Origin of the sequence: Klebsiella sp. JB_Kp031 (genome assembly GCF_040064295.1) — a bacterium.
Lineage (GTDB): Bacteria > Pseudomonadota > Gammaproteobacteria > Enterobacterales > Enterobacteriaceae > Klebsiella > Klebsiella quasipneumoniae.
Map to the genome: position 1 here is coordinate 237,682 of NZ_JBEAJW010000042.1, position 13,567 is coordinate 251,248.

The window sequence follows — 13,567 nt, forward strand, 5'->3', positions numbered from 1 at the left end:
TCCTCAGCTCTGCGCCACTTTACGCGGGATAAACTCGTTAGCGACGGCTTCTCCCTGCAGGCGCAGGCTTTGCGGCTGCGGGACAGACGGCACCGCGACGTCGAGCAGCGGGAACAGCAGTTCGCCGACCCGATACGCCTCTTCCAGATGCGGATAACCGGAGAAGATAAAGCTATCGATACCCAGCGCGGCGTACTCATTGATCCGTTCGGCCACGGTGGCGGCATCGCCCACCAGCGCGGTCCCGGCGCCGCCGCGCGCTAAACCGACGCCAGCCCACAGGTTGGGGCTGATTTCCAGCTTATCGCGTCGGCCATTGTGCAGGGCCGCCATCCGCTGCTGGCCGACGGAGTCGGTTCTGGCGAAGGCTGCCTGGGCGCGGGCGATAGTCTCATCATCAAGATGAGAGATAAGGCTGTCCGCTGCCTGCCAGGCTTCCTCATTGGTTTCCCGCACGATCACATGCAGGCGGATGCCGAAACGCACCCGGCGACCGTGCCGGGCGGCTTTCTCCCGCACCTGAGCAATTTTCTCTGCCACCTGGGCCGGTGGTTCCCCCCAGGTAAGATAGAGATCGACCTGCTCAGCGGCCAGATCCTGCGCCACCTCAGACGAGCCGCCGAAATAGAGCGGCGGACGCGGCTGCTGGAGCGGCGGAAACAGCAGTTTAGCGTCGCGAACGCGCTGATGCTTACCGTTAAAGGTGACAGTTTCCCCTTCCATCAGCTTGCGCCAGATGTGGGTAAATTCAGCCGAGGCCTCATAGCGCTCGGTGTGGTCGAGGAAGACACCGTCGCCAGCCAGCTCGGCGGGATCGCTGCCGGTGACCAGATTGAACAGCGCCCGGCCGTTTGACAGTCGGTCCAGGGTCGCCGCCTGGCGCGCGGCCACCGTCGGCGACACCACGCTTGGCCTGAGGGCGACAAGAAATTTCAGCCGCTGCGTTACCGGGATCATCGAGGCCGCAACCAGCCAGGCATCTTCACATGAGCGCCCGGTCGGGATCAGCACGCCGGTGAACCCCAGCCGATCCGCCGTCTGCGCGATTTGCTGCAGATAGCCATAATCGACCGGACGGGCTCCCTCTTCGGTACCCAGATAACGACCATCACCATGGGTCGGTAAAAACCAGAACATATTCAGACTCATGATTTCGCTCCTTGTGCGGCGGTGGGCTGCCAGATGCGGGCCCGGATATCTACTTTTTTCGGCACCAGCTTGTTCTCATAGAACAGGTCGGCCGTCTGCTGCTGGCGAGCGGCGGTTTCGGCGCTCACCGGGGTAACCGAGGTGGGGGGACGATGGTCCAGGTAGCTGGCGATCACCGCCTCCGGTAACCCCATCGTTTTCGCCAGCAGCGTAATGCTTTGCGCGCGCTGGCTATGGGTCAGGGCATCGGCCTGCGTAAAGGTATCGAGTACACCCTCAATAAAGGCGCCATTGCGTTCAGCGTAAGGGCGGGAAGCGAGATAGAAGGATCCTGTCTGTTTCAGGTCGGTTCCGTCGGTTAGCACCCGGGCGCCGCCCTGCAGCAGCGCGGCGGAGTAATACGGATCCCAGATCGCCCAGGCGTCGACATTGCCCTGCTGGAAGGCGGCGCGCGCATCGGCGGGGGCGAGATAGACCGGCTGAATGTCGCTAAACTTCAAACCTGCCAGCTGCAGGGCGCGCAGCAGCAGATTGTGGGAGCTGGAGCCTTTCTGAAAAGCGACCTTTTTTCCTTTCAGCTCAGCAACGTTATGAATCGGGCTGCCCTGCGCCACCAGAATCACTTCCGCTTTGGGCTTGGGCGGTTCCGAACCGATATACACCAGATCGGCGCCCGCCGCCTGCGCAAAGATAGGCGGAATGTCGCCAGTGCTGCCGATATCGATGCTGCCAACGTTCAGCGCCTCCAGCATCTGCGGACCGGCCGGGAATTCTATCCACGAGATATGGGTCTTTGGGTAGCGCTGCTCCAGCAGCTGATGGCTTTTCGCCAGCACCATGCTGACGCTGCCTTTCTGATAACCGATGCGCAGGGCGTCAGGCGCCGCCGGGGCGGCGTGGCCCAGGGTGGAAAAGAGCAGCAGTCCGCCTAGGGTCAGAGCGCGGAGAGGATTAAGCATGTTCCACCCCACGCAGAGACGTTAATGACGGCGCGCGGCTGCTGGGGCGGTGCAGCGCCTGCCAGAAGGTCTCGAGGGCTTCATCGAGGCGCCGCTGCAGGTTCGGGGTAAACTGCGGCTTGTGCTGGTAATCGGTCACCTGGCTGTCGTCGGCGAAGACGCCGTGGAGGATCTCCTGAGCCTTGAGGGCATTCAGCACCGGCTTCAGGGCGTAGTCCACCGCCAGCATGTGGGCGATGGTGCCGCCGGTGGCCAGCGGCAGTACGATTTTGCCCTCCAGCGCCCGCTCAGGAAGCAGGTCGAGCAGCGTTTTCAGGGCGCCGGAAAACGAGGCTTTATACACCGGCGTGGCGATGATCAAGCCGTCAGCCCCGGCCAGCTGCTCATTGAGCGTCTGCAGCGCCGGGTTGTCAAAGCGAGCGTAGAGAAGGTCTTCCGGGGCAAAGTTCTGCAGATGCCAGTGGCAGACTTCGATATCGGCGGCGGTGAGCGTCTCTCTGGCATATTCCAGCAGGGCGCTGGAACGGGAAGGGTAACGCGGGCTGCCCGCAAGCGTAATGACGCGCATCTCTCTCTCCTTATAACTAAATGTTTGCATTTATCTATAATTGATAACATTTATAGTGAGTGTGACAGAGGGCCATTATTTCCCTAAATGATTTATCCACCGTTAGATAGCCGAAAAGCGCATAACGGCGCGCGGGGAGGTAATCGTTTGCGCTGATGGGGGATTTTTTGTCGCAGGTCAATTCCCTTTCCGCAACAGATCGCACATAATACGCCCCCGGTTTGCACACCGGGAATCCAGGAGAGTTCATGTACTACCCCTTCGTTCGTAAAGCCCTTTTTCAGCTCGATCCTGAGCGCGCTCATGAAGTTACTTTTCAACAATTACGCCGTGTCACCGGGACGCCGCTGGAAATCCTGGTTCGCCAGAAGGTGCCGGCCAGGCCTGTCACCTGCATGGGGTTGACCTTTAAAAACCCGCTGGGTCTGGCGGCCGGGCTGGATAAAAACGGGGAATGCATTGACGCGCTGGGCGCGATGGGTTTTGGCTCCATTGAGATCGGCACCGTGACGCCGCGTCCGCAACCGGGCAACGATAAGCCAAGGATCTTCCGTCTGGTGGATGCTGAGGGGTTGATCAACCGCATGGGCTTTAATAACCATGGCGTCGATAACCTGGTCGAGAACGTGAAAAAGGCGCATTTTGACGGCGTGCTGGGCATCAATATCGGTAAAAATAAAGATACGCCGGTTGAGCACGGGAAAGATGATTACCTGATTTGTATGGAAAAAGTCTATCCCTACGCTGGCTATATCGCCATTAATATCTCCTCGCCGAACACCCCGGGGCTGCGCACGCTGCAATACGGCGAAGCGCTCGACGATTTACTCTCCGGTATTAAAAATAAGCAGCTTGAGCTGCAGCAGAAGCATCAAAAATATGTTCCGGTCGCCGTGAAGATCGCGCCGGATCTTTTGCCTGAGGAATTGATCCAGGTTGCCGATAGCCTCGTGCGTCATAATATTGATGGGGTGATTGCCACCAATACTACTCTCGATCGTTCTCTGGTCCAGGGAATGAAACATTGCGATGAGACCGGCGGGCTTAGCGGTCGTCCATTACAATTAAAGAGTACCGAAATTATTCGCATGCTCTCCGCAGAGTTGAATGGCCGTTTGCCTATCATTGGCGTGGGCGGTATTGATTCCGTGATTGCCGCGCGGGAAAAGATGGCCGCTGGGGCATCGCTGGTGCAGATTTATTCCGGATTTATTTTTAAAGGTCCGCCGCTGATTAAAGAAATTGTTACCCACATCTAATCTTTTACCCCTTTGAATCCCCCCAGGGCTTTATTTCCGGCCCTGGTTGTTTTATATTCCCTCACTGTTGCTTATTTAAACATTTTAGACTTTTCTTAATTTTAGAAAATATTCTGCGGTAAGTCGCAACAGCTTTGCAGAGGCGTATGAAAGGGGACAGGGGGAAAAATGCGGATTAAACCTGACGATAACTGGCGTTGGTATTACGATGAAGAGCACGACCGCATGATGCTCGATCTGGCCAATGGCATGTTATTTCGCTCGCGCTTCGCCCGGCGCATGCTGACGCCGGACGCCTTTGCCCCATCGGGATTCTGCGTTGATGACGCCGCGCTCTATTTCTCTTTTGAAGAAAAATGTCGCGATCTCGAGCTATCGAAAGAGCAGCGTGCGGAATTAGTCCTTAACGCGCTCACCGCCATCCGTTTTCTCAAACCGCAGATGCCGAAAAGCTGGCACTTTATCGCCCATACCCATCACTGGCAGCCGAGCGGCGGCGACGCGGCCTGCGTCTGGCTGAGCGATACCGGCGAGCAGGTGAATTTACTGGTGGTGGAGCCGGGCGATAATGCCGCGCTCTGTCTGTTGGCTCAGCCGGGTCTTACGCTTGCCGGCCGGGTTATGCAGCTGGGCGATGTCATTAAAATCATGAACGACAGGCTGCAGCCGGCGCAGAGCGCGGTCAGCTACAGCCTGGGGCAGGCGGTTTAAGGCGCCAGGCGCAGGGCCGTTTTCGGCACGCAGCTGCAGGCGAGAATGGTGCCATCTCCGGCGACCGCGTTTTCCTTTAACGGACTCACTTCCCCCTCTTCAAGACGGATGCGGCAGCTGCCGCAGATCCCCGCCCGACACGAGTAGGGTACGCGAATGCCCTGTTGCTCCAGTTGTTCCAGCAGCACCTGCTGGTTATTGCCGGTAAATTGTTGACCCTGCCATTCAATGGCAACCGTGGCCTGCTGCTGCGCCTCGGGAGCCGGGGTATCGTCGCTTTCGCCGGCGCCGTAGGCTTTCGCCGGGCCGCGGGCGAGGATTTCCACTTCATCCCCCACCCGGATCACGCCGCTGTTACGGGCAATCAGGTTCTGACCAAAGTCGACATCGCCATTATCCTGCGCGGTGCGGAAGCGCTTTAAGGTTTCCAGCGGCTCTCCGCTGGGATGCTTCTGCCCGCGCTCCGGACTGACGGTGGTAAAAATGCAGCGGCTGCACGGTTTGGCGACGTCAAATACCACCTCGCCGACGCGGATCACTTTCCAGCTATCTTCATCCCAGGCCGCCGCGCCGGTGACCACGAGATTAGGGCGAAACTGTTCTATGCTTACGCTGGCCGGGCAGCGCTGCTGCAGATCGCGCAGGGAGGCTTCGTTCGCCAGCAGGTAAGGGTAGCCGTCGGCGAAGGAGAGCGGTACCGCATCGTGGCGCTTCACCCGGCGGGTTAACTGTGGCCCCAGCCAGCGCAGCTGGACGTCGCGATTGAAAAAGCCGCTGAGCCACTGATTAACCGCTGCGGGCGCGATAAGGGCGGTAAAATGGTTGCCCCAGACTTCTGTCGGTTCGGCCTGAGGGGCGAAATCGTTAAAACGCACCACGGCGCTGCTGCCGTCCGGTGCGGTCAGGTGAAGGCCATCATGCAGCGGCGCCGGAATAAATTTCACCATTTGCGGAAACTGACGGGCGGTAATAAAGGTGCCGTCGGTTTCGGTGACCATAAACAGGCGATCGAAGGCCAGGCCGCTGATATCGGCAAAGGCGTGGGTCAGGCCCATGCCGCGCATGGATTTAACGGGATGAATAAAAAGACGCGAGAGCGTTACCATACGCTGCCTCCGGGTTCCAAAAATAAGCCTATAACTTTATGACATAGGGCACATATTGGCTATAATGCGCACCAATTTTCTTTAAGTAAAAGTGACGATATGAATTCTCTGTTTGCCAGTACGGCTCGTGGGCTGGAAGAGCTGTTAAAAACTGAACTGGAAGGGCTTGGCGCGACGGACTGCCAGGTAGTCCAGGGCGGGGTCCATTTTCAGGGGGATACGCGCCTGCTGTATCAGAGCCTGATGTGGAGCCGGCTGGCTTCGCGCATCATGCTGCCGCTGGGCGAGTGTCGCGTATACAGCGATCTGGATCTGTACCTCGGCGTACAGGCCATTCCGTGGACGGAGATGTTCAACCCTGGCGCCACCTTCGCGGTGCATTTTAGCGGCCTCAATGAGGAGATCCGCAACAGCCAGTACGGCGCGCTGAAGGTCAAAGACGCTATTGTCGACAGCTTCACCCGTAAGAATCTGCCGCGCCCGAACGTCGATCGTGAGTCGCCCGATCTGCGGATCAACGTCTGGCTGAACAAAGAGACGGCGCACATCTCGCTGGATCTGAGCGGCGAAGGTCTGCACCTGCGCGGCTACCGCGATGGCACCGGTATGGCGCCGATCAAAGAAAACCTCGCGGCGGCGATCGTGATGCGCTCCGGCTGGGTGCCGGGCACCCCGCTGCTCGATCCGATGTGCGGCTCCGGTACCCTGCTGATTGAGGCGGCGATGCTGGCGACCGACCGCGCGCCGGGCCTGCACCGCGGCCACTGGGGCTTTGGCGGCTGGGCACAGCACGACGACGTCATCTGGAAAGAGGTCAAAGCGGAAGCGCAAACCCGCGCCCGTCAGGGGCTGGCGGCATATGGTTCACGCTTCTATGGATCCGATGTCGACGCACGCGTCATTGACCGCGCCCGCCGCAACGCCCGTCGGGCCGGCATCGGCGAGCTGATCGATTTTGAAGTCAAAGACGTCGCCCAGTTGAATAATCCGCTGCCGAAAGGCCCGTACGGCACCGTGATCAGCAACCCGCCGTACGGCGAGCGTCTGGAAAGCGAGCCGGCGCTGATCGCCCTGCACAGCTTGCTGGGCCGGATCATGAAAAGTCAGTTTGGCGGCTGGAACCTGTCGGTGTTCAGCGCCTCGCCGGAGCTGTTAAGCTGCCTGCAGCTGCGCGCCGACAAACAGTTTAAAGCCAAGAACGGCCCGCTGGACTGCGTGCAGAAGAATTATCACCTGGCGGAGAGCGAAGGCGGCAAGCCGGCGATGCTGGCGGAAGATTTTGCTAACCGTCTGCGTAAGAACCTGAAGAAGTTTGAAAAATGGGCCAGTCAGGAAGGCATTGAATGCTATCGCCTGTACGATGCTGACCTGCCGGAATACAACGTGGCCATCGATCGCTACGCCGACTGGGTGGTGGTCCAGGAGTATGCCCCGCCGAAAACTGTCGACGCGCATAAAGCGCGCCAGCGCCTGTTCGATATTATCGCCGCGACTATCGCGGTGTTAGGAATCGCGCCGAATAAGCTGGTGCTGAAGACCCGCGAGCGGCAAAAGGGGAAAAATCAGTATCAGAAGATGGCGGAGAAAGGCGACTTTATCGAGGTGCAGGAGTACAACGCGCGTCTGTGGGTCAACCTCACCGACTACCTGGATACCGGTCTGTTCCTCGACCACCGGATCGCCCGTCGTATGCTTGGCCAGATGAGCAAAGGCAAGGATTTCCTCAATCTGTTCTCCTATACCGGCAGCGCCAGCGTCCACGCCGGCCTCGGCGGCGCTCGCTCCACCACCACGGTGGATATGTCGCGCACCTATCTGGAGTGGGCGGAACGCAACCTGCGTCTCAATGGCCTGACCGGCCGCGCGCATCGCCTGATGCAGGCGGACGTCCTGGGCTGGCTGCGGGAGAGCAACGAGCAGTTCGATCTGATCTTTATCGATCCGCCGACCTTCTCCAACTCCAAACGAATGGAAGATGCTTTCGACGTCCAGCGCGATCACATTCGCCTGATGACCGATCTGAAACGTCTGCTGCGTAAAGGCGGCACCATTATGTTCTCGAATAACAAACGCGGTTTCCGTATGGATCATGACGGGCTGGCGGCGCTTGGCCTGAAGGCGCAAGAGATTTCGCAAAAAACGCTGTCGCAGGATTTTGCCCGCAACCGTCAGATCCACAACTGCTGGCTGATTACCGCAGCCTGAAAGGAATAAAGAATGTCACTGATTAGTATGCATGGCGCCTGGCTTTCCTTCAGCGATGCGCCGCTGCTGGATAATGCCGAGCTGCATATCGAAGATAACGAACGCGTCTGCCTCGTCGGACGCAACGGCGCCGGTAAATCGACCCTGATGAAGATCCTCAACCGCGAGCAGGGGCTGGATGACGGGCGCATTATTTATGAACAGGATCTGATTGTGGCGCGTCTGCAGCAGGATCCGCCGCGTAATGTCGCCGGTACGGTGTACGATTTTGTCGCGGAAGGCATCGCCGAGCAGGCGGCCTACCTGAAGGCCTACCATGACGTATCACATCAGGTCATGACCGATCCGAGCGACAAAAATTTAAATGAACTGGCGCGCCTGCAGGAGCAGCTCGATAACCTGGGGCTGTGGCAGCTGGACAGCCGCATTAACGAAGTGATTGAGCAGCTTGGCCTTGACGCCAATGCGCAGCTGGCCTCCCTGTCCGGCGGCTGGCTGCGTAAAGCGGCGCTGGGCCGCGCGCTGGTCAGCGGGCCGCGCGTGCTGCTGCTCGATGAACCTACCAACCACCTGGATATCGAAACCATCGACTGGCTGGAAGGGTTCCTGAAAACCTTTAAAGGCACCATTATCTTTATTTCGCACGACCGCTCCTTTATCCGCAATATGGCGACGCGCATCGTCGACCTCGATCGCGGCAAGCTGGTGACCTACCCGGGCGATTACGATCAGTATCTGCTGGATAAAGAAGAAGCCCTGCGGGTTGAAGAACTGCAGAATGCGGAATTCGACCGCAAGCTCGCTCAGGAAGAGGTGTGGATCCGTCAGGGGATCAAAGCGCGCCGCACGCGTAACGAAGGCCGCGTTCGCGCCCTGAAGGCGATGCGTCGTGAGCGCGGCGAGCGCCGGGAAGTGATGGGCAGCGCCAGGATGCAGGTTGAAGAGGCTTCGCGCTCCGGCAAAATCGTTTTCGAAATGGAGAACGTCAACTATCAGGTTGATGGCAAAGTGCTGGTGAAAGATTTCTCCGCGCAGATCCAGCGCGGCGACAAGATTGCCCTGATTGGCCCCAACGGCTGTGGGAAAACCACGCTGCTGAAGCTGATGCTTGGCCAGCTGCAGGCCGACAGCGGGCGGATCCACGTTGGTACCAAACTGGAAGTTGCCTACTTCGACCAGCACCGCGCAGAGCTGGATCCGGACCGGACGGTGATGGATAACCTTGCGGAAGGTAAGCAGGAGGTGATGGTTAACGGTAAGCCGCGCCATGTGCTGGGCTATCTGCAGGACTTCCTGTTCCATCCGAAACGGGCGATGACTCCGGTGCGGGCGCTCTCTGGCGGGGAACGTAACCGCCTGCTGCTGGCGCGGCTGTTTTTGAAACCCAGCAACTTGTTGATTCTCGATGAACCGACAAACGACCTGGATGTCGAAACGCTGGAGCTGCTGGAAGAGCTGATTGATGGCTATCAGGGCACCGTGATGCTGGTGAGCCACGATCGTCAGTTCGTGGATAACACCGTAACCGAATGCTGGATCTTCGAAGGCGGCGGTCGCATCGGCCAGTATATCGGCGGCTATCACGACGCCCGCGGACAGCAGGCCCAGTCGTTGGCGCAGAAGCAGCCGGCAGCGAAAAAAACGTTGGAAGTCGCTCAGCCAAAAGCAGAAACTGTCAAACGCGGCGGGAACAAACTAAGCTATAACCTGCAGCGCGAGCTGGAACAGCTGCCGCAGAAGCTGGAAGCCCTCGAGGCCGAACTTCAGACGCTGCAGGAGCAGGTGGCCGATCCCGACTTCTTTGGACAACCGCACGATCGCACGCAGCAGGTGCTGGCAAAGCTGGCCGAAGCGGAACAGGCGCTGGAAGCGGCCTTTGAACGCTGGGAATATCTCGAAGGATTAAAGAACGGCGCCTGAGCCGAGGAGTTGTCATGTGCGATCATCATCATGCTGCGCGACATATTTTATGTCCCCAATGTGATTTGCTGGTGGCTTTGCCGCAGCTTGAGCATCGCCAGAAAGCCGCTTGTCCGCGCTGCGGTACAACATTAACCACCACGTGGGACGCGCCTCGCCAGCGTCCCACGGCGTATGCGCTGGTCGCGCTGTTTATGCTGCTGTTGGCCAACCTCTTTCCGTTCATCTATATGAAAGTGGGCGGGATCAGCAGCGAAATAGAGCTACTGGAAATTCCCAATGTGTTATTTACCGAGGATTACGCCAGCCTCGGCACTTTCTTTTTACTCTTTGTGCAGCTGGTACCGGCGTTTTGCCTGGTCACCATTCTGCTGCTGGTCAATCGGGTCAGAATGCCCGCCGGTCTCAAGGCGTTCCTTGCGCGTATTCTGTTCCACCTGAAAACCTGGGGCATGGCGGAGATCTTTCTTGCCGGCGTGCTGGTGAGCTTCGTCAAGCTGATGGCCTACGGCGATATCGGCATCGGTCTGAGTTTTGTGCCGTGGTGTATGTTTTGCCTGCTGCAGTTACGTACTTTTCAGTGCGTCGACCGCCGCTGGCTGTGGGATGATATCGCCCCCATGCCAGCCATTACCCAACCGCTGAAGGTCGGTGTGGCCGGTATCCGCCAGGGGCTGCGCTCCTGCGCGTGCTGCACGGCGGTGTTGCCGGCCGATCTGACGATCTGCCCGCGCTGTCACAGTAAAGGAACGGCGCGGCGTAAAAACAGCCTGCAGTGGACGCTGGCGCTGCTGGTGACCTCATTTATCCTTTATCTTCCTGCCAATATTATGCCGATCATGATCACCGATCTGTTGGGCGATAAAATGCCGTCGACCATTATGGCTGGGGTCGTTTTACTGTGGAGCGAGGGGTCTTATCCGGTGGCGCTGGTGATCTTTATCGCCAGTATTATGGTGCCGACGCTAAAAATGATCGCTATTGCCTGGCTGTGCTGGAACGCCAATGGCAACGGTGAGCGCGATTCGGAACGTATGCATCTGATCTATGAAGTGGTGGAATTTGTTGGCCGCTGGTCAATGATTGATGTTTTTGTCATCGCCGTACTCTCTGCGCTGGTGCGCATGGGAGGGTTGATGAATATCTATCCCGCTATCGGCGCGGTGATGTTTGCGCTGGTGGTGGTGATGACCATGTTTTCAGCCATGACGTTTGATCCCCGTTTACTGTGGGATCGTGAGCCAGATTCAAGCCATGAGGAAATACAACAACATGGAAAATAAGAGCGGAGAAGCGAAAGTGCAGAAGGTGAAGAACTGGTCACCGGTGTGGATCTTTCCTATCGTCACTGCGCTGATCGGGGCGTGGATCCTGTTCTATCATTACAGCCATCAGGGCCCTGAGGTCACGCTGATCACCACCAACGCGGAAGGGATTGAAGGGGGAAAAACCCGCATCAAGAGCCGCAGCGTGGACGTTGGGGTAGTGGAGAGCGCGACGCTGACCGACGATTTAACCCACGTGGAAATCAAAGCCCGCCTCAACTCAGGGATGCAGAAATTACTGCACAACGATTCCGTCTTTTGGGTGGTGAAACCGCAGGTAGGTCGCGAGGGGATCAGCGGTCTTGGGACATTGTTGTCCGGGGCCTATATTGAACTGCAGCCGGGGACGAAAGGTTCGGTGCCAGCGCAGTATCCGCTACTGGATTCTCCGCCGCTGGCCTCGCCGGATGCCAAGGGGATCCGTATTCTGCTGGAAAGCAGCAAGGCGGGGCAGCTGTCGCCGGGCGATCCGGTGCTGTTCCGCGGCTATCGCGTGGGGTCGGTGGAAACCAGCACCTTCGACACCCAGAAACGTCGTATCACTTATCAATTGTTTATCAATGCGCCCAATGACCGCCTGGTGACCACCAATGTCCGCTTCTGGAAGGACAGCGGCATCGCTGTAGATTTGACTTCGGCGGGGATGCGCGTCGAGATGGGTTCGCTGTCGACGCTGTTTGGCGGCGGCGTGAGCTTCGATATTCCTGAAGGATTGGATCTCGGCGAGCCGGTGGCAAATAAAACGGAATACCATTTATTTGACGATCAGAAGAGCATCCAGGATTCGGTCTTTACCGAACATATTGACTATGTGATGTTCTTCAAAGACTCGGTTCGCGGCCTGCAGCCGGGCGCGCCGGTAGAGTTCCGCGGCATCCGTCTGGGAACCGTCGGCAAAGTGCCGTTCTTCATTCCCGGTCTGAAGCAGCGTTTGAACGACGATTATCGCATTCCGGTGGAAGTGCGGGTTGAACCGCAACGTCTGATTAACCAGCTGGGCGGCGATCCGAATATTCGTGCCCATATTGACGATCTGATCAACCGCGGACTGCGCGGCTCGCTGAAAACCGGTAACCTGGTGACCGGCGCGCTGTATATCGATCTCGACTTCTATCCGAAGGCGCCGCCGCGCGGGAAAATTCAGGAGTTTAACGGCTATCCGATTATCCCGACCATCAGCGGTGGTCTGGCGCAGATCCAGCAGCGTCTGATGGATGCGCTGGATAAGATTAATAACCTGCCGCTCAATCCGTTGCTGGAGCAGGCGACCAGCACCCTGGCGCAGAGCGAGAAGACCATGCAGCACGTGCAGACCACGCTGGATAGTCTGAATAAGATCACCTCCAGCCAGTCGATGCAGCAGTTGCCTGCGGATATGCAGACGACGCTGCGCGAGCTGAACCGCAGCATGCAGGGCTTCCAGCCGGGCTCCGCGGCCTACAATAAGATGGTGGCCGATATGCAGCGTCTGGATCAGGTGCTGCGTGAATTGCAGCCGGTCCTGAAAACGCTCAATGATAAGAGCAATGCGCTGGTATTTGAGGCGAAGGATAAAAAAGACCCACAGCCGAAGGGAGCGAAATAATGAAAAAATGGTTACTGGCGGCAGCCGTATGCGTGCTGACGGCGTGCAGTAGCGGCGGCGAAAGCAAAACGTATTACCAGCTGCCGGTGGCGCAGGGCGGCGCACAGAGCGCCGCCAGCCAGGGGGCGCGTCTGCTGTGGGTTGAGCAGGTCAGCATCCCGGATTACCTGGCGGGTAACGGGGTGGTCTATCAGACCACCGACGTGCAGTATGTGATCGCCAATAATAATCTGTGGGCCAGCCCACTGGACCAGCAGTTGCGCACCACGCTGGTGGCGAACCTGAGCCAACAGCTGCCGGGCTGGGTGGTGTCATCCCAGCCGCTGGGTAGCGAGCAGGATACGCTCAACGTCGCGGTCAATGGCTTTCACGGACGCTACGACGGGCGGGTTATCGTCAGCGGTGAGTGGCTGCTGAAGCATCAGGGACAGCTGATCAAGCGCCCGTTCAACATCGTGCTTAAGCAGGATCAGGATGGTTATGACGCGATGGTTAAGACCCTGGCGCAGGCGTGGAGCCAGGAGGCGGCGGCCATTGCCAGCGAGCTTAACCGTCTGCCATAAGTAAAATTCATCACGCTGATCTGCCGTGCGGTTCATCTGAGCCGCACGGCTTTTTTTTGTCAGGTCAGTTCGTTACCGGCCGGTGTGTCAGATGAACAAAAAATGAACTCTTATATAGGTCACAAATATGACAATGGCGTGAATTTTGCGCATTGACGTTGCCTTCATTTCGCGGTATTCGTAACCCGTGGCTGCATAATTTGCGACCACTGTTTTC

At 58.1% G+C, this 13,567-nt stretch carries 10 protein-coding genes and 1 pseudogene; 7 read left to right on the forward strand and 4 right to left on the reverse strand.

All coding sequences use genetic code 11. The features are described from left to right. Positions 1–3 precede the first annotated feature (3 nt). The 3 genes and pseudogenes from ssuD to ssuE form a co-directional block, all read right to left on the reverse strand. Positions 4–1,149 carry an FMNH2-dependent alkanesulfonate monooxygenase gene (ssuD, locus tag ABLV64_RS24110; RefSeq protein ID WP_004201414.1) on the reverse strand — a complete coding sequence of 382 codons (1,146 nt, stop codon included), beginning with the start codon at positions 1,147–1,149 and terminating at the stop codon, positions 4–6. Beyond that, positions 1,109–2,108 (reverse strand): annotated as a pseudogene (locus tag ABLV64_RS24115) (sulfonate ABC transporter substrate-binding protein). The gene ssuD and the pseudogene ABLV64_RS24115 overlap by 41 nt, the downstream one beginning before the upstream one ends. Next, complete coding sequence (gene ssuE, locus ABLV64_RS24120) at positions 2,101–2,676, reverse strand: NADPH-dependent FMN reductase (protein ID WP_004201416.1); 576 nt, start codon at positions 2,674–2,676, stop codon at positions 2,101–2,103. Before ssuE ends, ABLV64_RS24115 begins: the two are co-directional and overlap by 8 nt. Before the next feature lie 248 nt (positions 2,677–2,924). Between ssuE and pyrD the strand changes: the two genes are divergently transcribed. Together pyrD and zapC are read left to right on the forward strand one after the other, a co-directional pair. Beyond that, the gene (pyrD, locus tag ABLV64_RS24125) at positions 2,925–3,935 is read left to right on the forward strand and encodes a quinone-dependent dihydroorotate dehydrogenase (RefSeq protein WP_004201417.1); all 1,011 of its coding nucleotides are present in this window, start codon (positions 2,925–2,927) and stop codon (positions 3,933–3,935) included. Positions 3,936–4,103: 168 nt separating this feature from the next. After that, on the forward strand, positions 4,104–4,646 hold the full coding sequence (gene zapC / locus ABLV64_RS24130; RefSeq protein WP_002898308.1) for a cell division protein ZapC: 543 nt from the start codon (positions 4,104–4,106) through the stop codon (positions 4,644–4,646). Here the strand turns inward: zapC and ABLV64_RS24135 are convergent. Beyond that, positions 4,643–5,752 carry a YcbX family protein gene (locus tag ABLV64_RS24135; protein ID WP_348843078.1) on the reverse strand — a complete coding sequence of 370 codons (1,110 nt, stop codon included), beginning with the start codon at positions 5,750–5,752 and terminating at the stop codon, positions 4,643–4,645. The genes zapC and ABLV64_RS24135 overlap by 4 nt on opposite strands. A gap of 99 nt (positions 5,753–5,851) precedes the next feature. Between ABLV64_RS24135 and rlmKL the strand changes: the two genes are divergently transcribed. The 5 genes from rlmKL to pqiC are packed head-to-tail and all read left to right on the forward strand — an operon-like array spanning position 5,852 to position 13,350. Then, on the forward strand, positions 5,852–7,957 hold the full coding sequence (gene rlmKL / locus ABLV64_RS24140) for a bifunctional 23S rRNA (guanine(2069)-N(7))-methyltransferase RlmK/23S rRNA (guanine(2445)-N(2))-methyltransferase RlmL (protein ID WP_264975164.1): 2,106 nt from the start codon (positions 5,852–5,854) through the stop codon (positions 7,955–7,957). 12 nt (positions 7,958–7,969) lie between these two features. Then, positions 7,970–9,877, forward strand: coding sequence for an ABC transporter ATP-binding protein (locus ABLV64_RS24145; RefSeq protein ID WP_004201421.1), 1,908 nt, complete (start codon positions 7,970–7,972; stop codon positions 9,875–9,877). 14 nt (positions 9,878–9,891) lie between these two features. Next, a complete protein-coding gene (pqiA, locus tag ABLV64_RS24150) occupies positions 9,892–11,160 on the forward strand; it encodes a membrane integrity-associated transporter subunit PqiA (protein ID WP_004201422.1) in 1,269 nt (422 codons plus the stop codon). After that, positions 11,150–12,787, forward strand: a complete 1,638-nt coding sequence (gene pqiB / locus ABLV64_RS24155) for an intermembrane transport protein PqiB (protein WP_004201423.1) — start codon at positions 11,150–11,152, stop codon at positions 12,785–12,787. The genes pqiA and pqiB overlap by 11 nt, the downstream gene beginning before the upstream one ends. Beyond that, a complete protein-coding gene (gene pqiC / locus ABLV64_RS24160; protein WP_004201425.1) occupies positions 12,787–13,350 on the forward strand; it encodes a membrane integrity-associated transporter subunit PqiC in 564 nt (187 codons plus the stop codon). The genes pqiB and pqiC overlap by 1 nt, the downstream gene beginning before the upstream one ends. The last annotated feature ends 217 nt before the right edge of the window (positions 13,351–13,567 follow it).